This is a genomic window from Marinobacter lipolyticus SM19, from assembly GCF_000397065.2.
GTDB classification, from domain to species: domain Bacteria; phylum Pseudomonadota; class Gammaproteobacteria; order Pseudomonadales; family Oleiphilaceae; genus Marinobacter; species Marinobacter lipolyticus.
In genome coordinates, this window is sequence record NZ_KE007326.1 from 375,185 (window position 1) to 398,829 (window position 23,645).

The 23,645-nt window shown below is 57.2% G+C and carries 24 protein-coding genes; 14 read left to right on the top strand and 10 right to left on the bottom strand.

Annotated elements, in window-relative coordinates; translation table 11 throughout:
• Positions 1–110: 110 nt before the first annotated feature.
• From MARLIPOL_RS13830 to MARLIPOL_RS13840, 3 genes are all read left to right on the top strand, one after another.
• The gene (locus MARLIPOL_RS13830; protein WP_012138832.1) at positions 111–713 is read left to right on the top strand and encodes a Yip1 family protein; all 603 of its coding nucleotides are present in this window, start codon (positions 111–113) and stop codon (positions 711–713) included.
• A 200-nt stretch (positions 714–913) separates the two neighbouring features.
• The gene (locus tag MARLIPOL_RS13835) at positions 914–3,133 is read left to right on the top strand and encodes a DUF1631 domain-containing protein (RefSeq protein ID WP_012138833.1); all 2,220 of its coding nucleotides are present in this window, start codon (positions 914–916) and stop codon (positions 3,131–3,133) included.
• Positions 3,134–3,171: 38 nt separating this feature from the next.
• Positions 3,172–3,918 carry a TonB family protein gene (locus MARLIPOL_RS13840; RefSeq protein WP_012138834.1) on the top strand — a complete coding sequence of 249 codons (747 nt, stop codon included), beginning with the start codon at positions 3,172–3,174 and terminating at the stop codon, positions 3,916–3,918.
• A 4-nt stretch (positions 3,919–3,922) separates the two neighbouring features.
• Here MARLIPOL_RS13840 and grxD read toward each other — a convergent pair whose 3' ends face one another.
• The gene (grxD, locus tag MARLIPOL_RS13845; protein ID WP_012138835.1) at positions 3,923–4,249 is read right to left on the bottom strand and encodes a Grx4 family monothiol glutaredoxin; all 327 of its coding nucleotides are present in this window, start codon (positions 4,247–4,249) and stop codon (positions 3,923–3,925) included.
• 283 nt (positions 4,250–4,532) lie between these two features.
• Here grxD and argF point away from each other — a divergent pair, with 283 nt between their 5' ends.
• Positions 4,533–5,447, top strand: coding sequence for an ornithine carbamoyltransferase (gene argF, locus MARLIPOL_RS13850; RefSeq protein ID WP_012138836.1), 915 nt, complete (start codon positions 4,533–4,535; stop codon positions 5,445–5,447).
• 4 nt (positions 5,448–5,451) lie between these two features.
• Positions 5,452–6,525, top strand: coding sequence for an ABC transporter ATP-binding protein (locus tag MARLIPOL_RS13855; protein ID WP_012138837.1), 1,074 nt, complete (start codon positions 5,452–5,454; stop codon positions 6,523–6,525).
• Between the two features lie 13 nt (positions 6,526–6,538).
• Here MARLIPOL_RS13855 and glpK read toward each other — a convergent pair whose 3' ends face one another.
• The 3 genes from glpK to MARLIPOL_RS13870 all read right to left on the bottom strand — a co-directional run bounded on the left by glpK (position 6,539) and on the right by MARLIPOL_RS13870 (position 10,651).
• Positions 6,539–8,020 (bottom strand): glycerol kinase GlpK, encoded by a 1,482-nt coding sequence (gene glpK / locus MARLIPOL_RS13860; protein ID WP_012138839.1) that lies wholly within the window; start codon positions 8,018–8,020, stop codon positions 6,539–6,541.
• A gap of 248 nt (positions 8,021–8,268) precedes the next feature.
• Entirely contained in the window at positions 8,269–9,843 is a 1,575-nt protein-coding gene (locus MARLIPOL_RS13865) for an ATP-binding protein (protein ID WP_012138840.1), read from the bottom strand.
• Between the two features lie 70 nt (positions 9,844–9,913).
• Positions 9,914–10,651 (bottom strand): response regulator, encoded by a 738-nt coding sequence (locus MARLIPOL_RS13870; protein ID WP_036191697.1) that lies wholly within the window; start codon positions 10,649–10,651, stop codon positions 9,914–9,916.
• A gap of 248 nt (positions 10,652–10,899) precedes the next feature.
• Here MARLIPOL_RS13870 and MARLIPOL_RS13875 point away from each other — a divergent pair, with 248 nt between their 5' ends.
• Positions 10,900–11,658, top strand: coding sequence for a GNAT family N-acetyltransferase (locus tag MARLIPOL_RS13875; RefSeq protein ID WP_012138842.1), 759 nt, complete (start codon positions 10,900–10,902; stop codon positions 11,656–11,658).
• Positions 11,659–11,678: 20 nt separating this feature from the next.
• On the top strand, positions 11,679–12,476 hold the full coding sequence (locus MARLIPOL_RS13880; RefSeq protein WP_036191883.1) for a lysophospholipid acyltransferase family protein: 798 nt from the start codon (positions 11,679–11,681) through the stop codon (positions 12,474–12,476).
• A gap of 22 nt (positions 12,477–12,498) precedes the next feature.
• On the opposite strand, the gene MARLIPOL_RS13885 is transcribed toward MARLIPOL_RS13880, so the two are convergent.
• The 4 genes from MARLIPOL_RS13885 to MARLIPOL_RS13900 form a co-directional block, all read right to left on the bottom strand.
• On the bottom strand, positions 12,499–12,957 hold the full coding sequence (locus MARLIPOL_RS13885; RefSeq protein ID WP_012138844.1) for an FKBP-type peptidyl-prolyl cis-trans isomerase: 459 nt from the start codon (positions 12,955–12,957) through the stop codon (positions 12,499–12,501).
• Entirely contained in the window at positions 12,957–15,158 is a 2,202-nt protein-coding gene (locus MARLIPOL_RS13890) for an acetyl-CoA hydrolase/transferase C-terminal domain-containing protein (RefSeq protein WP_012138845.1), read from the bottom strand. Before MARLIPOL_RS13890 ends, MARLIPOL_RS13885 begins: the two co-directional genes overlap by 1 nt.
• 139 nt (positions 15,159–15,297) lie before the next feature.
• Complete coding sequence (locus MARLIPOL_RS13895; protein WP_012138846.1) at positions 15,298–15,615, bottom strand: hypothetical protein; 318 nt, start codon at positions 15,613–15,615, stop codon at positions 15,298–15,300.
• 187 nt (positions 15,616–15,802) lie between these two features.
• Positions 15,803–16,840, bottom strand: coding sequence for an NADP(H)-dependent aldo-keto reductase (locus MARLIPOL_RS13900; protein WP_012138847.1), 1,038 nt, complete (start codon positions 16,838–16,840; stop codon positions 15,803–15,805).
• A gap of 87 nt (positions 16,841–16,927) precedes the next feature.
• On the opposite strand from MARLIPOL_RS13900, the gene MARLIPOL_RS13905 reads away from it, so the two are divergent.
• Both MARLIPOL_RS13905 and MARLIPOL_RS13910 read left to right on the top strand, forming a co-directional pair.
• Positions 16,928–18,175 (top strand): glycosyltransferase family 4 protein, encoded by a 1,248-nt coding sequence (locus MARLIPOL_RS13905; protein WP_012138848.1) that lies wholly within the window; start codon positions 16,928–16,930, stop codon positions 18,173–18,175.
• Positions 18,141–18,713, top strand: a complete 573-nt coding sequence (locus MARLIPOL_RS13910) for a phosphatase PAP2 family protein (protein ID WP_012138849.1) — start codon at positions 18,141–18,143, stop codon at positions 18,711–18,713. The genes MARLIPOL_RS13905 and MARLIPOL_RS13910 overlap by 35 nt, the downstream gene beginning before the upstream one ends.
• Positions 18,714–18,747: 34 nt before the next feature.
• Here the strand turns inward: MARLIPOL_RS13910 and dinB are convergent, their stop codons facing one another.
• A complete protein-coding gene (gene dinB, locus MARLIPOL_RS13915) occupies positions 18,748–19,812 on the bottom strand; it encodes a DNA polymerase IV (RefSeq protein WP_012138850.1) in 1,065 nt (354 codons plus the stop codon).
• Between the two features lie 104 nt (positions 19,813–19,916).
• Here dinB and MARLIPOL_RS13920 point away from each other — a divergent pair, with 104 nt between their 5' ends.
• From MARLIPOL_RS13920 to minE, 5 genes are all read left to right on the top strand, one after another.
• A complete protein-coding gene (locus tag MARLIPOL_RS13920) occupies positions 19,917–20,195 on the top strand; it encodes a DUF1244 domain-containing protein (protein ID WP_012138851.1) in 279 nt (92 codons plus the stop codon).
• A complete protein-coding gene (locus tag MARLIPOL_RS13925; protein ID WP_012138852.1) occupies positions 20,195–20,584 on the top strand; it encodes a HopJ type III effector protein in 390 nt (129 codons plus the stop codon). Before MARLIPOL_RS13920 ends, MARLIPOL_RS13925 begins: the two co-directional genes overlap by 1 nt.
• Positions 20,581–21,360, top strand: a complete 780-nt coding sequence (gene minC, locus MARLIPOL_RS13930; RefSeq protein ID WP_012138853.1) for a septum site-determining protein MinC — start codon at positions 20,581–20,583, stop codon at positions 21,358–21,360. Before MARLIPOL_RS13925 ends, minC begins: the two co-directional genes overlap by 4 nt.
• 65 nt (positions 21,361–21,425) lie before the next feature.
• Positions 21,426–22,238, top strand: coding sequence for a septum site-determining protein MinD (gene minD / locus MARLIPOL_RS13935; protein ID WP_012138854.1), 813 nt, complete (start codon positions 21,426–21,428; stop codon positions 22,236–22,238).
• 3 nt (positions 22,239–22,241) lie between these two features.
• Positions 22,242–22,496 carry a cell division topological specificity factor MinE gene (gene minE, locus MARLIPOL_RS13940; RefSeq protein ID WP_012138855.1) on the top strand — a complete coding sequence of 85 codons (255 nt, stop codon included), beginning with the start codon at positions 22,242–22,244 and terminating at the stop codon, positions 22,494–22,496.
• Positions 22,497–22,516: 20 nt separating this feature from the next.
• Here minE and MARLIPOL_RS13945 read toward each other — a convergent pair whose 3' ends face one another.
• Positions 22,517–23,524, bottom strand: a complete 1,008-nt coding sequence (locus MARLIPOL_RS13945) for a DUF2804 domain-containing protein (RefSeq protein ID WP_012138857.1) — start codon at positions 23,522–23,524, stop codon at positions 22,517–22,519.
• Positions 23,525–23,645: the final 121 nt, after the last annotated feature.

Here is a 23,645-nt window from a genome sequence, read left to right on the forward strand (position 1 = left end):
GCTGACCCCGGGTTAGAAGATCAAAATTTAACCGACTCCTTGACCACCGCACGTATTCCACCAAGACTGATTAGGCGTGCGACATAACAACAACCACTAGGAGTCTGTCCATGAGCCTGACACATACCGTTGGCCTGCTCACTCACCCCGATCGCGAATGGGAGTCTATCCGCCAGGATTCCGAATCTGTTAGCAAACTGTATATCGGTCACATTCTCATTCTGGCCCTGATCCCCGCCGTAGCCGGTTTTGTCGGCACCACACAGGTCGGCTGGCAGATTGGAGACGGCGCCGTTACCCGCTTGACAGTCACCAGCGGCCTGCAACTGTCCGCTCTGTTTTATGCGGCCATGCTGGCAGGCATCTATGTACTCGGCAAATTTATCGATTTCTTTGCCGCAACCTACGAAGTCAAGGATCGCACTCCTCGTGGCGTGACCCTGGCAGCCTACACAGCAACTCCGATGTTCCTGCTCGGTGTCTTTGCCGCCTACCCCAATATCTGGGTGAATATGGCTGTCGGGCTGGTAGCCGTGACGTACGCTGTATACCTGCTCTATGAGGGCCTTCCGATCCTGATGAAGATTCCGGAAGACAGAGGCTTCATGTTCGCATCCTCGGTATTGACCGTCGGACTGGTCATGCTGGTGGCCCTGCTTGCAATCAGTGTAGTGATCTGGAGCGTTGGCATTGGGCCGGTATACATCCACTGAACTGACCGCACAACACGATGTATGCCAAAAATCATAAATGGGGCACTCTTCAGGGTGCCCTGAAATATTATGTCAACATGTGCCTGTTATCATTTAGTCATGTTACGACACGCAAAAATGCGGTAGATTTAACCGATAACGAGAAACTTAATCATTAAGCTCGGTCATGTATCCGGTTGAGGCGCAAACAGGAGTCGGCCATGAACAAGCAGTCCGGCATACATTATCTCCGCGAGCATAGAGAGGCGGGCAGCTCCCGCCCTGTACCTGCAGAGGTAACCAGAATCCGCGACACCGTTGTAGCCGGACTGGGGGACCTGTTACAGGGTGCCTTTGACGCGGTCGATGACTCGTTGTTCGAGCTGGCCAACAACGCCCGAAGCAACAACGAACAAAACCGATATTTTGAAGCGATGCGCGAAATCCGCATCAAGCGCAAAGGCGTGGAACGACATTTCCAGAATGCCGTAGCGCAGAACTTTGCCAATCCGCCCCGCAGCGGCAGTGTTTTCAGCGATGACAGCCAGGCCACACAACCTTCAGCGGACAGTCTTTCGCTGGTAGGCAATGATGACCTGGAAGAGCAAGTCGCACTGAATGCCATGATCACCAAGGCCAAGGCACACTTCCAGGGGCCACTGCACCAACTTCAGACCCGCTTCAGCGTTGTCTATCCCGAGGCCAGTGAAGAATTGCCGGTCAACCCGATGGCTCCGGAACACCTGTGCAGCGCCTTTACTGAAGCCATACAGGCCCTGGAGATCCAGATTCGGGAGCGACTCATCCTGCTAAAGCAGTTTGATCGCTATGTCGTGTCCAACCTTGGCATGTTACTGGACGAAGCCAACCGGATACTGATTCAGGCCGGCGTCATACCCAATTTCCGCTACCACGGCAAAGCGGGCCAGCAACATAAGGACGCCAAGGACAAGGCCGGCAAGCAAACATCCTCAGAAAGCGCAGTCAGCGAACCTTCTCAGGATTCCATTCAGGCCGGTGACAGCGCGGTTTTCGACCAGATCCGGCAGATGCTGGCACTGCAGAGGGCCAATGCCGGTATTCCACCGCGCACGTCAGACCCCAATATTCACGTAATCGGCGGCGCAGAGCTCATCGGCTTACTAAGCGCCCTTCCCCAGCAACTGGCAGCCTCCCACTCCGACAATCTGAGCGCTGGCGAGCCGGTAACGGTGGATTTACGGCAGGTGGTGGAACAACTGCTGGCCCGCAATGCCGCCGAGGACGGCAAAAAGCCCGCGCTGAATGAACTGGATGAGGACCTGATCAACCTCGTCTCCATGCTCTTTGAGTTCATCCTTGACGACTACAACCTGTCTGCGCCGATCCAGGTATTGATCAGCCGCTTGCAGATTCCGATACTCAAAGTGGTCATCAAGGACAAGAGTTTCTTCAGCAAGGCAACGCACCCGGCACGTCGACTGCTGAATTCACTGGCTCGTGCGGGTATTGGCTGGAGCGACAGCGACGAGAAAACCCGCGACAAACTCTACGACAAGATCCACAGCATCGTGCAACACATACTGAACGAGTTTGATGGTGATGTGTCCTTGTTTGAAAAGCTCAGTGACGAATTTGACCAATACCTCGCCAGGGAAAACCGCAAAGCCTCCCTGGTTGAGCAGAGGACCCGAGAATCGGAGCGTGGCCGCATCAAGTCCCAGAAGGCTCAGGAAACCGTGGACCGAGTCCTTCGGGAAAAAGTGGCGCGCTATCACCTCCCGGATTCGATTCACAATATTCTGGTTAACGGCTGGAGCCGGGTTATGTTCCTGGCCTATCTTCGCGATGACGTTGAGCATCGCTGGCTCGAATCCGTCAGGGTAGTGGACGATCTGATCTGGTGCCTGCACCCTCACCTGGAAGACGACGAACGGGACCAGTGGGTTCGGGTCGTACCCGGACTGATAAAGTCGCTTCGCGCCGGGCTGGAAGAGGTTTCCTACAATTCCTCAAAGCTCGATGAAATGATGGGCGAACTCAAACACGAGCTGACGGAAGCGTTCAGGGCCAATGCGCAGGCGGAAGCCTTTGAAGACATGCCTGACGCATACTCAGGGGAGCCGGAACAAACGCCACCAACCGCCATAGAGCGGCAACAGGAGCTTGAAGAAGCGGCCGTCGCCGAGTACGTAGCCCAGATTGACAACATTGAAATCGGCAACTGGGTGGAATTCAACCTGGTCAATGGCGCCAGCTTCCGCTGCAAACTGTCAGCCATCATCGAGGAAGCGGACTGCTTTGTGTTCGTCAATCGCATGGGGCTCAAGGTCATCGAGAAAAGTCGCATTGAGCTTGCCCATGAGATGCGACGTGGACGCATGACGGTACTGGAACAGGGTGCACTCATTGACCGGGCTCTGGATGCCGTTGTCGGAAACTTGCGAAACAGGGCCGGATAGGCCCTCAACCCTTTCCCTTCAGGAGTGCCTGACAGACCATGCTGGACTATGGCAGCAGCACCAGCCTTCCGGCACAGTATCGTATCGCCCTTGCCATATCCCTGGCATTGCTGCTTCATACACTTGGCCTGTCAGCCATCCCCCTGTTGTCTGAACCCACAGAACACCCCACTCCCACTATGACCATCGCACTGATTCCGGCCGGCAGCGAAGCTGCCCCCAGAGCCACTGCAAGTCCTGAAAAAAAGACCCGCGTTGAAGCGCCGACCACCAACACGACGATGGTGAACTCGCCGCAGGTGCGACACCGAATCTCGCCTTCCCAAACGCCAACACCCGCACCACCCGCAATCAAGGCCGCTCAGGCTGTCGAGACCGCTCCAGAGACCGCTCCTTCGCCATCAAATACTGCCGGCACCGCCTCCCGCTCACCAGTAGCCGAGTCGCACCGCGACATTGCACAAATAACAGAAGCACCTGAAGAATCTGACGCGTATGTTATCAGTCTCGCCACCCGCATTGCCCGCGAGCTCAAATACGGCCGCATCCCGACTTTGCGGAATTTAACCGCGCCGGTTGCAATGGAGATTGAATTACATTTGTTGAGCAATGGCGCCTTGATCAAGGCAGACGTGTACCGCTCAAGCGGCATGGAGGCTATCGATGGTGCGGCTTACCGGGCGGCGCTGGCAGCCAGCCCCTATCCGGAACCACCGGGTAAGGAAGGAAGACAACAACGCTACCGGGTTGAACTACTGTTCTCCCCGGAGCGTTTGGAAAACTAGCGAATCAGGCTTCAGCCTGTTTGGCTGCTTCCTTGACGGCCTTGGCCAGTTCACCGCTCTCTGACATCTCGAGAATGATGTCGCAACCACCCACCAACTCGCCATTGATATAGAGCTGCGGATAAGTCGGCCAGCTGGAGTATACTTTCAGGGCTTCGCGCAATTCCTGATTATCCAGAATGTTTACAAACGCAAAGCGCTCACCACAGGCCATCAAAGCCTGGACGGTTTTTGCAGAGAAACCGCACTGGGGAGCCTGCGGAGTACCCTTCATATACAGAATGACCGGGTTACCCTCAAGCTGGCTCTTAATGGTTTCATTAATGTCCATGAACACTCACCTCTGATTGAAAACGGGATTGCCTGGAGGCAATGTACCTGGCGCTTATTGTACACGTCGCACAACGGGGGCACCAAACTCCCTGCATGACCCAGCGCAACCGCTACCGCACCGCCGTTGTCTTCACCTGTCCGAAGGGCTAGACTTAAGCCCCTGTCTTTCAGGCAGCCAACGCAACTCCCGTCACGTTCACCCGCCGGTGCGGCTACTCCGCAATCTGGCGTGTTTTTGTTTTGCGGTGCGGCAAGGTTTTCGTTTGATAAAGGTCCAGAACATGGCAGCAAGACACTTTCTGACATTGAATGACATGACAGCCAGCGAGCTTGAAGCCCTGCTGGACCATGCCAGTAAGCTTCGCAATGAATGGCGTAGCGGCGTTACTCGGGACACCCTGAAGAATCGGGTCCTGGCGATGATCTTCGAAAAGTCATCCACTCGCACCCGGGTGTCGTTCGAGGCCGGGATGACGCAGCTTGGGGGGGCCGCATTGTTCCTGTCCCCCCGTGACACACAGTTAGGCAGGGGCGAACCGATTGAGGATTCCGCTATTGTCATTTCCAGCATGGTGGATGCGGTGATGATCCGGACCTTTGCCCACGATACGGTGGAACGGTTTGCCAGTGCGTCCCGCGTTCCGGTCATCAACGCCCTGACCGACGACTTCCACCCGTGCCAGTTATTGGCCGACATGCAGACTTACCGTGAACACCGGGGCAGCATTCGTGGTGCCACGGTGACCTGGGTAGGCGACGGCAACAACATGTGCCATTCCTACATCAATGCCGCCACCCAGTTCGGCTTCAACCTGCGCGTTGCCTGTCCTGAAGGCTACGAGCCCAACGAGTCCCTGGTGCAGACACACAGTGATCGGGTAACCATCATTCGGGACCCGGCAGAAGCGGCGCGCGGTGCGCACCTGCTGGTAACCGATGTATGGGCCTCCATGGGCCAGGAAGATGAGCAGAAAGCTCGCGAGAAAGCCTTCCGGGGCTACCAGATCAGTCCCGACCTGATGTCCGTAGCGGACAAGGACGCACTGTTCATGCACTGCCTGCCGGCACACCGGGGCGAGGAAATCTCCACCGATATGATGGAGCACGCCAGTTCGGTGGTATGGGATGAGGCGGAAAACCGCCTGCACGCCCAGAAGGCGCTGCTGGAATTCCTGATCCTCAACAAACTGGACTGACCGAATGAGCCCAAGCGCGGACCTCCCCGTTGACTGGCTGCTGGAAGTCAACAACCTGTCCTGCGGGTACGGTAATGGCTCGGTGGTCAAGGACGTCAGCTTTTCGCTGAGCCACGGCGACATTGGCTGCCTGCTGGGGCCCAGTGGCTGCGGTAAAAGCACCATACTCCGTGCATTGGCGGGATTCCTGCCGCTCAGTGCCGGGGAAATCCGACTGCAATCACAGTCCATCAGTCTGCCCGGGCGTATGGTGGCGCCCGAAAAACGACGCATCGGCATGGTATTCCAGGACTACGCCCTGTTTCCGCACCTGACCATAGCGGACAACGTCGGCTTTGGTCTGCACAAAGAGAACCGCAGTGAAAAACGCCAGAAAGTCATGGAACTGCTGGCCCTGGTGCACCTACAGGATCTCGCGGACAATTACCCTCACGAGCTGTCTGGCGGCCAGCAACAGCGGGTTGCCCTGGCCAGGGCACTGGCACCGGAACCCACTCTGATCCTGCTGGATGAGCCTTTTTCCAACCTGGATACCGACCTGCGCAGACGCCTGAGCCTGGATGTGAGGGACATTCTCAAAACCCTGGGCATCAGTGCCATTCTGGTCACCCATGACCAGCAGGAAGCCTTCGCCATGTGCGACCAGGTGGCCGTACTCAAAGACGGCAGCATTCAACAGTGGGACGTGCCCTACAACCTCTACCACGAACCGGCTAACCGATTTGTGGCCGGCTTTGTTGGTCAGGGGGGCTTCATACCCGGCAAGGCCCTGGGCCCGGACACCATTGAATCGGAGCTGGGGATTATTCACGGCAACCGGGCCTACAAATGGCCCCAGGGCACCCTGGTCGACGTGCTGATCAGACCGGACGATATCGTGTACGATGCGGATTCCGACCTCAAACCCAAGGTGGTCGAGAAAACATTTGCGGGCACCTCAACCCTGTACCGCTTCCGCTGTTCGGAAGACACGGAATTCGAAGCCCTGTTCCGCAGCCACCTGGATTTCTACCTGGGCGAAAATGTGCCAGTGAGAGTGGAAGCTGACCATCTGATTGCCTTTGAGCGGACAGCCTGACCGCCCCCGGCGATCAGTTATTGCAAACCCGCTCCACCGCATCCAACCAGCCCGCGTATAGCGATTCCCTCAGAGCCGGCTTCATAGCTGGCTCAAATCGCCGCTCCTGTTCCCATAACCGTGCAATCTCATCCAGACTCTTATAAACGCCGGTGTGAAGCCCTGCCAGGTATGCCGCGCCCAATGCCGTGGTTTCTGTCACCCGAGGCCGGTCGACCGTGACATTCAGGATATCCGACAGAAACTGCATTACCCAGTCGTTCACGGCCATGCCCCCGTCAACCCGCAACGCCTGCAGACGGGCGCCATCGTTCTGAATGGCACGTACCAGATCCTTGGTCTGGTAACACACGGACTGGAGACCAGCGGTCACGATCTCGGCGATCCCCGTGTCCCGGGTCAGACCCATGATCGCACCTCGAGCGTGGGGGTCCCAGTGCGGTGCTCCCAGACCGGTAAAGGCTGGCACCAGGTACACCGGGTTATCCACCCCGACCTGCTCGGCACAGGCGGCAGATTCGCTGGCATGGCGGATCAGCTTCAGGCCATCACGCAGCCACTGCATCGCTGCACCCGCCACAAAGATGCTGCCTTCCATGGCATAGCAGGGCACGCCGTCCAGCCGATAAGCCATGGTGGTCAGCAAGCGGTTCTCGGAACGCAACGCCTGCTTTCCGGTATTGAGCATCAGGAAACAACCGGTCCCATAGGTGCTTTTTGCCATACCCGGCTCAAAACAAGCCTGACCGATCAACGCGGCATGCTGGTCACCCGCGATACCTGCAACCCTCACCGGCGCCCCCAGGCACACTTCATCCGTTGTTCCAAAGTCCGCAGCGCAATCCAGGACCTCCGGCAGCAATGCCCTTGGCACGCGGAACAACCTGAGTAACTCATCGTCCCAGGCCTGCTCATGAATATTGAACAGCGCTGTACGGGAGGCGTTGGTGGCATCGGTCAGATGTGAACGGCCGCTGGTGAGGTTCCACAACAGCCAGCTGTCGACGGTGCCGAATGCCAGTTCCCCTGCCTCAGCCCTGGCCCGCGCACCATCGGTGTTGTCCAGGATCCATGCGATCTTGGTGGCGGAAAAGTAGGGATCAATCAGCAATCCAGTGCGCTCGACGACCAAGCTTTCATAGCCGTCGGTTTTCAACTTGGTGCAGACTGAAGCAGTGCGACGGTCTTGCCAGACAATTGCATGGTGAATAGGCTTGCCGGTGTCCCGGTCCCAGATGATAGTCGTTTCGCGCTGATTGGTAATTCCGATCCCCGCCAGGGCTGCCGCTTCTATTCCTGCCCTCTCCAGCACTTCGCGACATACCGTCAGTGTGCTATCCCAGATTTCCACAGCATCGTGCTCAACCCAGCCATCCCGGGGAAAGTATTGATGAAACTCCTGCTGCGCGACGGCAACGCTGGTGCCAGTCTCATCGAACACGATGGCGCGGGAGCTGGTGGTTCCCTGGTCAATGGCAAGAAGGTAGTCAGGCATCGGGATGGCACTCCGTTGTTTTTTCATGATTCTAACAGCGGAAGGCAGGAAGAAACCAAAAACAGTAGACCAAAAAAAAGGGCCGGTAAAAACCGGCCCTCAAATGACGAATGAAACAAGGAAAGTTCGTAAGAACTACAACCTCAAAAGTCATCCCTTACACTGCAAATTATGGACAAGCGAAGGCCGGCATTCAGTTAAGGTTGTGTATGCGGATTGTTACATCAGGTGAGGTAACGAGACACAGTTCACACTATGGCATCCACCGGTTTCTTTCGGGGCCATACCAGGCTGAATCTGGCGCCACCAAGTGCATCACTGCGACTGACAAAGGCCTGCCCGCCATGCCAGTATAGAATCCGGCGAACGATGGATAATCCCAGACCGTAACCACCAGAGGTACGCGTACGGCTATCGTCCAGGCGGGCAAAAGCAGTAAAGACTTTTTCCCAGTCCTCTTCCGGAATACCGGGGCCATCGTCTTCGACATCTACCCGACAGTTATCCTCATCAAAATGACAGCATACCTCCACCGTGCCATTAGCATACCGACCAGCATTTCCAACCAGATTCTGAATCGCCCGGTGAATGTAGCGCGGCTCTACATCTGACACCCCCCACCGCTCCGACTCATCGTCTATCCTCGCCACTATCGTCAAATTCGGGCGAATCAACTGCTGCTCACCCACCACCTGACGGACAATGTCGGTCACCGAGACTTCCTGCAACGCAAATACCGGGCCGCCCTGCTCCAGGCGGGCGTAGGTCAGGATCTCATCGATCAGCTCGTCCAGCTCCTGGATATCGCCGTCAATACCATCCAACTGCTTGTGCAAGGCTTCTGGCGTGGAGGCCCCCTCAATCATCTGTACGCCGAAGCGAATGCGGGCCACCGGCGTACGCAATTCGTGGGATACTGCATGGATCATCTCCCTCTGAACCCCTACCAGCCGCTGGATATGCTCCGCCATACCATTGAATGCAGCCGCCAGCCGAGATACCAACTTACTGTCTCCGGCATCCACACGAGCACCCATTTCTCCCCGGGCAATCCGAACGGCAACGGATTCGACCGCCCGAAGATTGTTATCGACCGCCCGCAATGCCAGGTAAAGTACAAGCGCCAATATCCCGCCACTAACCACTGCCAACAGCAGGACCACCGGCCAGGCCCACGGATCGAAAGGTTTCGGCATGGTGAGGTTAACCAGGGAGCCGTCCTCAAGGCGGATGAGTACACTGGCAGGCTCGCGGGCGTTCTGCTGGTATAACGACAGGCCCCGCTCCGACACACGCTCCAGCACCTCGGAATCCGGCACACTATCCAGACTCGCAACCCGTGACAGGGATACCCGAAACGCTTCTTCCAACCACGCGACTCTCTCGTCCAGACCTCCAGGGCCAGCTTGATCAAGATGTTGGCGCACAATCAACGATATCGCCTCAGTCACGTCACGATAGGTGTCCCGAAAGCGGAGGGACAACACAGAACCATCAGCATCCTGAACCAGGACCTGCTGACCGATGCTCGAATTCCTGGCAACAACCTGATCATAGCCAAGACGCTCGAGGGTAACGCTGGACAGTGACAGATCACCGGGAGCAGACACTTGAAAGTCGTATAGGGGCTGGAGCCAGTGATACTGCAGGAAAGGAGCTGGTGCATCCACCAGCCAACGCATTAACGGCTCAGGAAAGCGTTCGTTCCAAAACTGTGAGCGAACCGAATTGATCCCTGTGAACAGGGCTGCGCACAACAGAAGAACCAAAAAGGTGAGGCCAATCAGGCGCGCGTAGAGTTTAAGGAAGAACTTCAGGGGCATTGCGTTAACCCTGGCAACGAACGCTGGCTCTGCCCCACAAGGGACACAACCAGCGCCAGAGGCTGATGGTTCAGGCTTCCTTTACAAACAGATAGCCCTTGCTGCGAACCGTCTTGATGCGGCGGGGATGTATCGGATCGTCACCAATCTTGGGACGAATCCGTGACACCCGCACATCAATGGAGCGATCCTGACCGTCATACTCAATTCCCCGCAGGGCGGTAAAGATCTCTTCGCGGCTGAGAACACGCCCGGCATTGCTGGCCAGCAACCAGAGCAAATCAAACTCCGCGCTGGTCAACTCAATACTCTCATCACTCAGCCAGGCTTCCCGCATGGAACGATCCACCACCAGATCATTAAACTGCAGCCGGACCGGCTCTTCACCGTTGGCCTCTCCAGCCCCGCCCTGGGTGCCCTCGGTGATCCGCCTCAGCATGGCACGAATCCTCGCCAGCAAGACTCTGGGCTGCACCGGTTTGCCAATGTAGTCGTCTGCCCCCATTTCCAGCCCCAGCACCTGATCAAGGTCATCGGTACGGGCTGTGAGCATGATGATCGGCCCCTGGAAAAAAGGTCTCACCCGGCGACAAATGGACAATCCATCCTCCCCCGGCAACATGAGATCAAGAACAACCAGGTCAGGCTGCTCGCTGCGGATACGCTCGACTGCGCGACCACCATGGGTTTCCAGGGAGACGGTCAGACCGTTACTCTCCAGATATTCCCGAGTCAGCTCTGCCAGCCGTTCGTCATCTTCGACAATGAGAATTCGCCAACTTTCGTTTGTCTGTTCCACGCCGTCCATCTCTGGTTTTGTTATTCCGGTTTCAGAAGAAGCATTCCATTCCTGACAATACAGGCAACCTGCTGTAACAGCAATTATACATGCTATTCAGAAATATACATGGAACAGCCACTTCGTTACAGCTCGTGACATACTTCACATCCAGATTTGTCTGAATGGGCCTGTCACTAAGCCGTCATCGGGCGGTCATTCCACTGTCACACCGCATTCATAGCCTTGACTGGAAACGGCAACAATGAGACTAGGTTATGAGCGCACAATCTGCACGCATCACCCGCCCCACCAGACAGTTGAAGGCTGGAATAACCACCGAACCAACCATCGTGGAAGCCGCACAGCGCCTGCGTTACCGGGTGTTTTCCGAAGAATACGACTCGGACCTCGGAGCCACCACTCCAGGTATCGATGCGGACAGTTTCGACGCCTGGTGCGACCACCTGATAGTCACCGACCAATCCAGCGGTGAGCTGGTCGCCACCACCCGCATCCTTCATCAGCGTAATGCGGCGAAGGCAGGCGGCTTCTACTCGGAAGGAGAGTTTGACCTGAACGCCTTTCACCAGCTCGCAGGCACCGTGGCTGAACTGGGCAGAACCTGCGTCCATCCGGATTACCGCAACGGTGCCACCATCACGCTGCTGTGGGCCTCTCTGGCAGAGTATTTGGTCAAGCACCAGGTGGACTACCTGATTGGCTGCGCCAGCATCAGTATGTCGGACGGCGGGCTGAAAGCCTGGAACATTGCCCGCTACCTGCAGCGGGAGTTCATGTCCGACGAGGAATTTCGCGTGACTCCGAAACGGAAGCTGCCCCACCTGGCCCATCCGGTCACCGAAGAGCCCCCGGTGAACGTCCCGGCGCTGATCAAGGCCTATATGCGCCTTGGAGCCCGGGTCTGCGGAGAACCCTGCTGGGACCCCGAGTTTCGCTGCGCCGACGTGCTGGTAGTGCTGGAAGTCAGCCGCCTGGCATCACGCTACAGCAGACACTTTATGGGCAAGATCTGAGGATGGAGATTGCCGTGGGAATGATTCGACTGATCCTGAGACTGATACTGTTCTCCGCCTTTCTCCTGGCTACCGCCCTGATCGCAATCACCTGCACAATAGTGGAAATCGTTACCCGTCGGGCCATTGATCGTACGCCCGTCGCCCGTTTCTGCTTCCACGGCGCCAGCCGCTGCCTCGGCCTGCGGGTTCGTCAGCAAGGCATACCCGCCTCTGGCCCGGTGTTGCTGGTGAGCAATCACATCTCCTGGTCGGACATACCCGTCCTCGGCGGAGCCACGCCTCTTCGGTTCCTGTCCAAGGCGGAGGTTGGCCGCTGGCCAATCATCGGTTGGCTTGCGCGACAGGCAGGCACCCTGTTCATTGTCCGCGGCAGCGGCAGGGCCCGGGAAGCCAGGCAGGAAATCACATCCACTCTGAGCGGTGGGCAATCGGTATTGATCTTTCCGGAAGGTACAACCAGCACGGGACTCTCCGTGCTTCCGTTTCACAGCCGGTTGCTCCAGGCTGCGCCGGATGCCGGTGTTGCCATGCAAGGCATCAGCATCGCTTACACACGCCATGGACGACCCGACCACCTGGCACCGTTTATCGGCGATGATGAGTTCCAGTCCCACCTGCCGCGACTGCTTCGTCACCCAGCGGTGGATGTGACCATCGTCTTTCACCCGCCCATCCGGGTCGACACCAACCGCCCTCTGACGGAAACAACGGAACAATTACGGGAAACGATCGCCGCCGGGGTGGAGCAGATCTATCGGGAAAGGGCCATGGAGGAAGACCAACAAGGCAAGGAGGCCGTGCGTCAGCAGGCGTGACACCGCACGGCCGACCCGCCAGTCAGTATAGCGGACGCCCCTGCGCCACTTCTTCTTCCGTGGCCTCCCGTCGACCGACAATCTCCAGATCGAAGTAGAGGGTAAAACCCGCCAGCGGATGGTTGGCGTCGACCTTCACCAGATTGCCGTCGATACCCACCACCTGCACGATCTGAGCGCTGTCTCCGGTGTTGGTCTGGAACTTCATACCGACTTCAAGATTATCCACCCCCTCAAACATGGAGCGTGGTACCGTACGAATCAGTTCCGGATTGTGATCTCCGTAGGCCATGGCAGGTGGCACAGTCACTTCCAGACAATCCCCCGCATTGCGGTCCTTTACCGCCTCCTGAATGCCGGTGATCACCCCCTGACTGCCGTAAAGGAAATGCAGCGGTTCACTGCCCTCCGACGTATCAACCAGCTCCCCGATCTTGTTCTTCAGGACATAGTGAACGGTAAAAACATCAGGTTTTTGCATCAGGTCTTTTCGCTTCCCGTATTCGATGGTGTGTCAATTATGCGCAAGCCATGGATGACCAGGCGTCGATCCAGCCTGGCCTTCAGCCCCCGGGCATTCTCCAGCCCCATGCGCTGTATCAGCGACGAGTATTGACCTTCCTCATCCTTCTCGCGGAAGGCCCGCCACAGGGTAGCCAGTTTACCACGTCGGGTCGACGTTGCGGCCTTCAGGGTTTTCAACGCTTTGCCCAGGGTCAGCTCCTCATCGGTGAAGTCACGACCGAAGGGAAAAGCCGGGAACAATTGGTCGTTACCACTGCTGCTGATCGCCTCACGCACGGACTCCGGCGTGTTATTGCACCAGTCGGCGGGCAGCGTGAAATCCGGCGCCACCTTGCCTGCCTTCTGGGCCTGTTTCAACAAATCCTGCTGGAAACGCGAGTCGGCAATGCGGATCAGCCTCAGGTAGACCTGTTCGTCAGACTGGCCCCGCAGATCAGCAATGCCATACTCGGTCACCACAATATCCCGAAGATGTCGCGGAATGGTGCAATGGCCATAGCTGAACACAATATTGGATACCGTCTCACCGCGGGACTGGCGGGTGCTCCGCAATGTCAGAATAGAGCGGGCGCCGGGCAACTCATGGGCCATGGCAACAAAGTTATACTGTCCACCCACACCACTGACCACACGACCGTCTTCCAGGCCATCGGAAACCGCTGCGCCACTGAGGGTGTACATCATCGTTGAATTGATAAACCGACTGTGAACACGCTGGGCAGCTTTTAAGCGTTGATTACCAAAGGCGTGATCATAGAGATGATTGATGTAGTTCACGCTGGTCATGCAAATGCGATTGCGGTCCTTGTCGGACAAGTCCCGCAACGCCTGATAAAACGATTCCGGCCCGACATAGAAGCCACCATGCATGACGATGCCGCCGCTCAGCCGGTCCCCCAGAGCGAGGGTGCGAATGGCCTCCCGGGAGTCCGCGTTATCCAGATCCGCATCCAGCGATTGCTCCGCTATCCTGAGGCGACCGCCCTTGAACTCCACAGAGTCCCGGAAAATACCAAAGCGGGTGAGCCAACGCACATCCCGGGCCCGCATCGGGGAATCGATCAGTTTTTCCCGACGCAACACGTCCAGCGTCGCGAGGGAAACTTCCTGCCCGATATCACCGTTATTGATCAGGGTCTGCAGACCGGCGTGGTCATATACCTCACGAGTCAGGACACCGGCCTCCAGGAGATATATAAACCCATCGACCATCATTTCACTGCAGCCGTATAATCCATGCCGGAAGGGGCCGGCTCCACCGACGTCATTCACCAGGGGGAACTTGCCTTCAACTTTCAGATGGTCGAACACCGCCCTCCAGTCATCATTGTCCTTGTGCCTCAGGATAGTGCTGTGCACCAGCGCCGCACCCAGAGACCCAATTCCCACCTGCAAGGTGCCGCCGTCCCTGAGCAGGGCACTGGCATAAAAACCGATCAGGTGATCCTCCGGACTCACCGCCATTTGCGGCGCGGAGAACAGCGGATAATCGGAGGCGCGGTGGTCCAGTAAAATATCGAAGTCAGTTTCGCCGATTGCCGCATGCTGCCCCATGAACGGCAGGTGCTCATTGAGCTCACCTACGAGGGCTACCGGCGTTCCATCAGCTTCCCGCTCCCGCATGAGAGGCAACAAATCGAGGGACAGGTCCGGGTTGGAGCTAAGGCTGACCTGGCCCGAGCCATCCCCTGGTGCCACCATCTGCCCGATCACATTGACCCCCAGGGCCATCAGATCCCGTACTGCATGGGTGTAATTGGTACAGACGTAATTGCGCTGCTGGCCGGTATTGTGAAGAAACGATCCCGCTTTGAAGAAAAATTCGGAGACTTGAACATTGCCCGGCAGGCGATTGGCGCTGACGTCACGAGCGTAGGCCAACTCCGGGATACGACCGTAAAGACGTTCAACGAATGGCCCCAGAAAACGCTTTTCGAGGGAAGAACCGCCCTGCGGAGCAAGCAACGAAAGCGCGGTCACAATATGCAGATTGATAGAAGGATCGTCCTTGGCACGCTGATACAAGGCATTCACCAGCCGAACGGGCTTACCCAGCCCCAACGGTAATCCAAGGGTTATCTCCTTACCCACCCGCTCAATAATGACGTCCACACAAGCATTGGTATCGCTCAGTCTTAACGGGGCGTCAGCGACCATATCCATACTCCTTCATAGCCTTCGTAAAGGGTTCCGGAGAGGATCATCACATGAGAGATGTGTGCAGGCAATGAGCCTGGCGAATTATTCGGGGACTGGAACGGACAATTCAGAACAGGGTGCAGGAGGACAGCGGCGGTCAGAAATTCCACTTCAGGTTCAGGGCAGCACCTTCTTCCAGCAGCGCAACACCGTGGTCGGCACGAGCACGATCAGAGGCATAGCGTTTACCACCCGACTCGGAACGGTACAGACTGAGACTCAGCAGGCGGGAACCAATTTCGGTCCAGGCATCCTCAGCATCATCGCGATCAAAGTCACCTGACATCCGTTCCTGGAGCTCGTATACGTCCTCAGCGACGTTTTCATCGGCAATAACGCGTTCCTCGGCCTCGGCACGGACGACGAATGCAACCATATTGAGAGCTAACAGCGCGACAAAAATGCGGATAATCATGATACTTCTGACGACCTTTTTTATTAGAGCAGCAGTTTACGTTTGTATAAGGCTAAAGTCTAATGATTCGGAGCCAGAAAGATGTGAATCTGCACACAAAGTAGCCGATTTTTTGTCACAAAATGAAACCTTTTATGTCAAAATATTATCCCTCAATGTTTCCGTGTGTCAGGCCGGGCGAGATCGTTCAAGGGCAGGGGTAGGTGAATTCCTGATGTATGACCTCGACGGCATCAATGACTTCACTATCCAACGTGATACCGGCCGATCCAATATTTTCCCGCAACTGCTCCAGGGTGGTGGCGCCAATGATATTACTGGCGACAAAGTCCCGGCTGTTCACCCAGGCCAGGGCCAGTTGCACCGGTGACAGGTCATACTCCATGGCCAGGTTCACGTAGGCACGGGTCGCTGCCTCGGCCCGACCGCCAGAATAACGACTAAAACGCTCGAACAGGGTCAGACGGGACTTCGGAGGTCGCTGCCCATCCAGGTACTTGCCGGACAACATGCCAAACGCCAGGGGCGAATAGGCCAGAAGTCCGGCGCGCTCCCGGTGCGACACTTCCGCCATCCCCACTTCATAGGAGCGGTTCAGCAGATTGTAGGGATTCTGGATACTCACCGCCCTGGGCCAGCCCCTTTCCCGCGAAAGCCTCAAGTATTCCATGGCGCCCCAGGGCGTTTCATTGGACAGTCCTATGTGACGGATTTTGCCCTCTTTCACCAACTCGTCGAGAGTCGAAAGGGTTTCCTCAATCGGCGTCGCCTGCTCCTCCGGGTCATGGGCATAACCCAGCTTGCCAAAAAAGTTGGTATGCCGGTCCGGCCAATGCACCTGGTAGAGATCAATGTAATCAGTCTGCAGCCGCTTCAGGCTGTCATCACATGCCTGGCGGATATGATCACGGGTCAGGCGAGGCCCATCCCTCAGATAGCTCAGCCCATTACCCGGCCCCGCTACCTTGGACGCGATCACCAGGTCATCCCGGCGGCTGCGGCGAGCCAGCCAGTTACCCAGATACTGCTCAGTCCGCCCCTGGGTGTCGGCACGTGGCGGCACCGGGTACATCTCCGCCACATCAATGAAATTGATGCCTTCTGATACCGCCAGATCCAGCTGTTCGAACGCTTCCTGTTCCGTATTCTGCTCGCCCCAGGTCATGGTGCCGAGGCAAATCAGGCTGACATTGATATCGGTACTACCGAGCTTGCGCGTCTGCATAGATACTCCGGTTCGTCTGATCAAAAGGTAAACAGATTGTCACGGGTTTGTCGCACAACTGTCACAGCGACTTTCCATAGTGGACACATGATTCAGGGAAACACAGGACGCACCGTGACCAACTCATCGCAGGCCATCAGGCGAAGCAGTCACATTACCATCGTTTCCGAGACCTTTCCTCCGGAAATCAATGGCGTGGCAAATACCTTGAAACACTTGTGTCAGGGCATGCTGCAACGTGGACACAGCGTAAATGTTGTACGTCCCCGCCAGCAGCATGAAACCAAAGGAGAGGTGGCTTGCGCCGGCGATCAACTGTTTTCCGCTGAACACGTAGTGACAGGACTGCCCTTACCCGGCTACCCCGACCTGCGGTTTGGCATCGCCAGCGCCCGCTCGCTGACCAGGCTCTGGAAAGTGCAACGCCCGGACGCCATTTACGTCGCCACCCAGGGGCCACTGGGAGTGGCCGCCGTCACCGCTGCCAGACGGCTTGGCATACCGGTCAGTTCCGGTTTTCACACCAACTTTCATTCCTACAGCCAATACTACGGCGCCGGGTTCCTGGAAAAGCTGCTATGCACCTATGGACGCTGGTTTCACAATCGCACCGCCATCACTCTGGTGCCTACCCGAAAAATGCAGCGCACGGTCGCTGACATGGGCATCACGCCAACGGGACTCTGGAGCCGGGGTGTTGATTGCCATCGGTTCAGCCCACACAAGCGCGACGAGGCTCTGCGTCAGCAATGGGGCCTGAAAGACAGTGACCGGGGAGTTCTGTATGTGGGTCGACTGGCGTCCGAGAAAAACCTGCAGATGGCCGTTGCCTGCTTTGAGCGCATCCGGGGACTGCACCCCCAGACCCGATTCATCCTGGTGGGCGATGGCCCTCTGCGCAAACAACTGGAAGAACGTCATCCGGAGTACATTTTCTGCGGCACCCGGCGCGGGGAGGACCTGGCGCGCCATTACGCGTCCGGTGACATTTTCCTGTTCCCCAGCAAAACCGACACCTTTGGCAACGTGGTGACCGAAGCCATGGCGAGTGGCCTGGGCGTGGTGGCCTTCGACGATGCCGCGGCCAATGAACATATTCGCCAGGAAGACAACGGCATGAAGGCATCGTTAACAGACGATGAGGGCTTCGTGGACAACGCCCTTCGCCTTGCCGATCAGCCCACATTACTTAACCGAATCCGCGCCCAGGCACGCCTGGATGCACTGGAACTGAACTGGACCAGCCAGATCGAACAGTTTGAACAGCTGGTATTCAATCAGCCCACAAAGGTCAATGACCATGCCATCGACAACCAAAGCATCTCGTTTCTTTAACCTGGTGGACCAGCGCGAATTCGCGTTCTGTCAGGCCATTAACCAGAGCCTGCGCTTCCGGCCAGTGCACAGCTATTTTCAGCTGGTCAGTCGCCTGGGTGACGGCTGGCTGTGGTACGCGCTGATTCTCGCCATGCCGTTGATCCGCCCTGACCATGGACTGACACTGGCCCTGCTGATGGCAGCCACCGGGCTCACGTGTACAGTGACCTACAAACTGCTCAAACGCTGGCTGATCCGGGAGCGACCGTTTATTTCCTTCCCAAGCATCAATTGCGGCACACCGCCACTGGACCGCTACAGTTTCCCGTCCGGCCACACCCTCCATGCCGCCTGTTTCACCACCATCATTGCCATGATGGCTCCGGGACTGTTCTGGCCATTGTTACCTTTTACCCTGAGTGTGGCGGCGTCACGGGTTGTCCTCGGACTGCATTATCCCAGCGATGTCGTCGCCGGCGCGCTGATCGGCGGATGCATGGGGGCACTGGCGGTAAACGGCTTTGCCGAGCCACTCCGGATTCTGCTCGCCGCCTGACTCTGGCTTTGCAACCGGGCTTGGTGATCCGCCGTCACTCAAACAGCCGCAATTGCATTACCGGCGAATCATCATCGCGAAAACGAACGCCCAACCCCAACAGTCGAACCGGACGTGCACTGTCCGTGACCAACTCATCCAGTAGAGGGCCGAAATCCTCAACACCGGGTTCGCGTATCTGTTCCCTAACCCGCTCAAGGGTGTGGGTCGAAAAGTCGCTGTAGCGGATTTTGATGAACAGCTTATGAATGGGTTTGTCACGGGCCTTGCGGTTCAGCCGCAGATTCAGGTCGGCCACCAGCGAGGCCATCACCGACTCACAGGCGGACTTGTCAGGCAGGTCCTGGGAGAAGGTTCGCTCCACACTCAGGGACTTGGCGATGCGGGACACCACCACCGGGCGCTCATCGCGACCAAACGCCATCTCGTGCAGCCGGTAGCCCTGTTTACCAAAACGGTCGATCAATACCTCCGCACCGATCACCTGCAAGTCGCCGCAGGTGCTCACGCCGAGGGCGTGAAGTTTGCCAGCGGTGACCTGCCCTACCCCGAATAACTTTTCCACGGGCAGTCGGGCCACAAAGCCTTCCACGTCCTGGGGACGAATCACGAACAGGCCGTCCGGCTTCTTCCAGTCACTGGCTATTTTTGCGAGGAATTTATTGGGGGCCACGCCAGCGGAGATCGTGATGCCGACCTCGTCCCGCACACGCTGGCGAAGGTACTGCGCCATCAACGTGGCACTGCCCTTGTGGTCGGCAACATCACTGACGTCCAGGAACGCCTCGTCCAGGGATAGTGGCTCTACCAGGTCGGTCATTTCTCGCAGAATGGCCATGACCTGCTGCGACACGGCACGGTATCGCGCCATGTCCGGCGGCACCGTCACCAATCCGGGACACAGGCGTCGAGCCTCCCCACCCGGCATGGCGGAGCGTACCCCGAACGCGCGGGCGCGGTAATTACAGGTCGTCACCACACCCCGGCCGCCTTCTCCGCCCACGGCGAGGGGTACATCCCTTAACGAGGGATCGTCCCGCATCTCCACGGCGGCATAAAAGCAGTCGCAATCCACATGTATGATCTTGCGCTGGGGCATCGGGCAACAACTCGGGTCGATAATCTGTACATATATACAGCCTTGTATCTTAAGCTAACATACAGAGAATGTCAGGATCTCTATAGCCCAACAGGCGAGCAACCATGACAAATCCCATTCCCGAGCAGTCACAAACCGAAATCGAAGCTGCGGCATTCCGGCGCCTGGTACAACACCTGCGTGAACACACCGAAGTCCAGAACCTGGACCTGATGAACCTGGCCGGATTCTGTCGAAACTGCCTTTCCAAGTGGTATCGCGCCGAAGCCGGCGAGCGGGGCTTTGAATTGTCCGACCCGGACGCCCGCGAGATCATCTACGGTATGCCCTATGAAGAGTGGAAATCCCGTTATCAAAAAGGCCCCAAACAGGATCATAAATAATGAACGTGACCGAGGCAGTGCGGATTCACCTGGCTTCCCTGAGAGCAGGCCACGCCGACTTTGACGACACCCTGGCATTGATTGACCGCTATTTCGAATACCAACCGACCGGTTTCCACAATGGCCCACTGCTCAACGCCGCAGGCGAGAACGCGGGTTCCTCCAAGGTATTTGCACTGGGTCAATACTGCAGCCTCAACGAAGCGGATACCCTGCAACTGTTCGCACAACATTACCAACAGGTATTGAATGATCCTTCGGGCGACAGCCATGGTAACATTCGTCAGTTCATCAGCACCGGTTGGTCCGGCATCCGCATTGAAGGCGAACCACTGCGTGCTCGCCCTGCCGACACCCGGAACGATCCCAAGGAAGAGAGCCTTTCATGAGCGATACCGCCACCTCAGGGGTACAACACTGCTTTCAACTGAAAAGCGCCAGCGTGTCCATGACGGCCCTGGAGCTTTATTACTTCGACAATGACGAATTCGAGGACACCCTGCGGGACAAGATCAGCCAGGCCCCGGGGTTCTTCAAAGACATTCCCCTGATCATCAGCCTGGAAAAGTACGAAGGCCTGAGCAGCGAACTCGATTTCTTCAAGATTATCGGCACCTGCCGTCGCAACAATATCCACGTTGTCGGTGTGCGCGGTGGCAACGATGACCAGCGCAGGCTGGCCCGGGGAGCCGCGCTTGCTCTGATGCCCGGAGGCAATCAGCGCGATCGCGAGGTCAACCCCTCCGATCAGAACGCCGCGGCGGCCAACGAGCCGGCACAGGTGAGCGAACCGGAAGCCAGCCCGGCCGCCGAATTGCCATCCGGGCCCGCACCCGCCCGCATCGTCAACCAACCGGTGCGCTCGGGCCAGCAGGTGTATGCCCCTGAGGGTGACCTGATCATTCTGGCCCCTGTTCAGGCTGGCGCGGAAGTACTGGCGGCAGGTAATATTCACGTCTACGGCCCATTACGTGGTCGCGCCCTGGCTGGCATACACGGCATGCAGTCCGCCCGGGTTTTCTGCCAGTCACTGGAAGCGGAGCTTGTGTCCATCGCCGGACACTATAAAATCTCCGAGGATCTTCAGGAGAAAAGCTGGAAAGCCGCCGTTCAGATCCAGCTCAGGGACGACCTGCTGGTGGTGACGCCACTGGAAAAGGCCTGATAAGACTATAACGACCGATTTATTCGGCATTTATGACGAATCCACCGTGAAACAGGAATGCAACCTTGGCTAGAATCATTGTCGTTACCTCAGGAAAAGGTGGCGTAGGCAAAACCACCACCAGCGCCTCAATCAGTACTGGCCTGGCCAAACGCGGCCACAAAACCGTGGTCATTGATTTTGACGTGGGCCTGCGCAACCTCGATCTCATCATGAACTGCGAACGCCGGGTGGTGTATGACTTTGTCAACGTCATCCAGGGTGAGGCATCGCTGAACCAGGCACTCATCCGTGACAAGCGCGTCCAGAGTCTGTACATCCTGCCAGCCTCGCAAACCCGGGAAAAAGAAGCTCTGACCCGTGAAGGCGTTGAAAAAGTCATTAACGAGCTGTCGGAAACATTTGACTACATTGTCTGCGATTCCCCGGCCGGCATCGAACACGGTGCATTGATGGCACTGTACTATGCGGATGAAGCCGTTGTGGTCACCAACCCGGAAGTATCCTCGGTGCGGGATTCCGATCGCATCCTGGGCATCCTTCAGAGCAAATCCCGTCGTGCCGAGATGGGCCAGGATCCTGTCAAGGAACACCTGCTGCTGACCCGCTACAACCCTTCCCGGGTGGAAAAGGGCGAAATGCTGTCTGTCGGCGATGTGGAAGAGATTCTTGCCATCCCTCTGCTGGGCGTCATCCCGGAAAGCCAGATCGTGCTGAACGCGTCCAACCAGGGACTACCGGTGATTCTTGAAGAAAACAGCGATGCCGGTCAGGCCTATGACGACGCCGTGGCCCGTCTGCTTGGCGAAGAACGGGAACATCGCTTTATGTCTGCCCAGAAAAAGGGCTTTCTCTCACGGATGTTCAAGGGGGGCTAAGGGATGAGTTTCCTCGATTATTTCAGAAGCAAGAAAAGCAACAACACCGCCAATGTTGCCAAAGAGCGACTGCAGATTATTGTTGCCCATGAGCGCGGTCAGCGCGAACAGCCGGATTACCTGCCCCAGCTGCAGCAGGAACTGCTGGCGGTTATTCGCAAGTACGTGCAGATCAGTGACGATATGGTTCAGGTGGAAGTAGATCGCAATGACAGCTGCTCCGTACTGGAACTGAACGTCACCCTGCCGGAAAGCTGACACTCCGACCTCGCCCGCGGTCACCAGCGGGCGAAATGATCTTCCATCAATCCCCGTAGCCCTGCTATGGGGATTTTTTTACCCTTGTCATCCATCACAACCCCCTCAAACGTGCCCGCGTACTGACGGAAGTTGGACGCCAGCACCAGTGCATTCAGCCGCTCCTTGCGCACACCCGAGGGCACAAAACGAAGATCCACTCTGCCATCGCTGGTGGCCACCCGCCAGGGTGCGGACGTGTCGTACCGATCAAACTCGAACCGGGCCAGATCCAGCTTGATACAGCGACCATCAAGCCAAAGTGCGTTCTCGGTCATCCCCGATTCGTTCACCCCGGTGGCGAGATTCAGGCCCACAGAGGTACCGTCCGCCAGCTGGCCGGCCAGGCACGCCCAGTTCCAGGCCGTTTCACGGCGCATGAAGCCGCAGCTCCAGTCGATCGAGCCTCGGGTATGATCGTCACAACGCCAGACCCGGTCTCCCCAGCGAATTTCACCGGTGACCGGCAAACCCGCAGACTTACGGGTATATACCCAGCCATTGTAGCCAGCCGGACACGACAGCCTCAGGGGATCCACGTCTTCAGACATCGTAAACATCCCACGAATGGCATCACCTGCGGTGACACTGATGCTTCGACTTTCCGGGCCCGGAATAATCCTCAGGTGTGCCCGTTTACTGCGAAAGCTCGCCACACCGTCCTCTGGGCGCGGTTCAATCACGGTGCCCCTGCCAAGCGGCTGCATGAACGTCTGTTCGAGCATTTCTCCAGAGGCAAAATCGTAAAGGTAGAAAAAACCGTTGCTCACCAGTTTCAGGTCAACAATGGCCAGACCGAACACCCAGTGCCCCGACATGACACTGACAAACTGGAACTGATTGAATCGCCATTTGCGGGCCAGCCGGGAACGCGGCCTGTCCATCACCGTTCGCAGGTCATAGTCCAGATAATTGACCGATTCCACGGGACTCGAAAACACCCCGGTTTGCACCCTTCCTTTTTCATCAACCAGCTGCTTTATCGTCATCTTCAATTCGGGCCAAATTCAATGTGTGAATGTAAAGGCAGATACCCAGTTCACAATCCCTGGATTCAACGCCACGCCTCCACAAATGTGCATGGTAGACTCGCGGCACCACTATCAAGGA

Excerpts from the sequence above, each read along its gene's own strand:
- MARLIPOL_RS13945 (WP_012138857.1), bottom strand. The coding sequence starts at position 23,524 with ATGACGATAAAGCAGCTGGTTGATGAAAAAGGAAGGGTGCAAACCGGG.
- argF (WP_012138836.1), top strand. The coding sequence starts at position 4,533 with ATGGCAGCAAGACACTTTCTGACATTGAATGACATGACAGCCAGCGAG.
- MARLIPOL_RS13870 (WP_036191697.1), bottom strand. The coding sequence starts at position 10,651 with ATGGACGGCGTGGAACAGACAAACGAAAGTTGGCGAATTCTCATTGTC.
- MARLIPOL_RS13900 (WP_012138847.1), bottom strand. The coding sequence starts at position 16,840 with ATGCAGACGCGCAAGCTCGGTAGTACCGATATCAATGTCAGCCTGATT.
- MARLIPOL_RS13905 (WP_012138848.1), top strand. The coding sequence starts at position 16,928 with ATGATTCAGGGAAACACAGGACGCACCGTGACCAACTCATCGCAGGCC.
- MARLIPOL_RS13895 (WP_012138846.1), bottom strand. The coding sequence starts at position 15,615 with ATGATTATCCGCATTTTTGTCGCGCTGTTAGCTCTCAATATGGTTGCA.
- MARLIPOL_RS13910 (WP_012138849.1), top strand. The coding sequence starts at position 18,141 with ATGCCATCGACAACCAAAGCATCTCGTTTCTTTAACCTGGTGGACCAG.
- MARLIPOL_RS13920 (WP_012138851.1), top strand. The coding sequence starts at position 19,917 with ATGACAAATCCCATTCCCGAGCAGTCACAAACCGAAATCGAAGCTGCG.
- glpK (WP_012138839.1), bottom strand. The coding sequence starts at position 8,020 with ATGCCTGACTACCTTCTTGCCATTGACCAGGGAACCACCAGCTCCCGC.
- minE (WP_012138855.1), top strand. The coding sequence starts at position 22,242 with ATGAGTTTCCTCGATTATTTCAGAAGCAAGAAAAGCAACAACACCGCC.
- grxD (WP_012138835.1), bottom strand. The coding sequence starts at position 4,249 with ATGGACATTAATGAAACCATTAAGAGCCAGCTTGAGGGTAACCCGGTC.
- MARLIPOL_RS13865 (WP_012138840.1), bottom strand. The coding sequence starts at position 9,843 with ATGCCCCTGAAGTTCTTCCTTAAACTCTACGCGCGCCTGATTGGCCTC.
- MARLIPOL_RS13925 (WP_012138852.1), top strand. The coding sequence starts at position 20,195 with ATGAACGTGACCGAGGCAGTGCGGATTCACCTGGCTTCCCTGAGAGCA.
- MARLIPOL_RS13855 (WP_012138837.1), top strand. The coding sequence starts at position 5,452 with ATGAGCCCAAGCGCGGACCTCCCCGTTGACTGGCTGCTGGAAGTCAAC.
- MARLIPOL_RS13830 (WP_012138832.1), top strand. The coding sequence starts at position 111 with ATGAGCCTGACACATACCGTTGGCCTGCTCACTCACCCCGATCGCGAA.
- MARLIPOL_RS13880 (WP_036191883.1), top strand. The coding sequence starts at position 11,679 with ATGATTCGACTGATCCTGAGACTGATACTGTTCTCCGCCTTTCTCCTG.
- MARLIPOL_RS13890 (WP_012138845.1), bottom strand. The coding sequence starts at position 15,158 with ATGGTCGCTGACGCCCCGTTAAGACTGAGCGATACCAATGCTTGTGTG.
- minC (WP_012138853.1), top strand. The coding sequence starts at position 20,581 with ATGAGCGATACCGCCACCTCAGGGGTACAACACTGCTTTCAACTGAAA.
- dinB (WP_012138850.1), bottom strand. The coding sequence starts at position 19,812 with ATGCCCCAGCGCAAGATCATACATGTGGATTGCGACTGCTTTTATGCC.
- MARLIPOL_RS13885 (WP_012138844.1), bottom strand. The coding sequence starts at position 12,957 with ATGCAAAAACCTGATGTTTTTACCGTTCACTATGTCCTGAAGAACAAG.
- MARLIPOL_RS13840 (WP_012138834.1), top strand. The coding sequence starts at position 3,172 with ATGCTGGACTATGGCAGCAGCACCAGCCTTCCGGCACAGTATCGTATC.
- MARLIPOL_RS13835 (WP_012138833.1), top strand. The coding sequence starts at position 914 with ATGAACAAGCAGTCCGGCATACATTATCTCCGCGAGCATAGAGAGGCG.
- MARLIPOL_RS13875 (WP_012138842.1), top strand. The coding sequence starts at position 10,900 with ATGAGCGCACAATCTGCACGCATCACCCGCCCCACCAGACAGTTGAAG.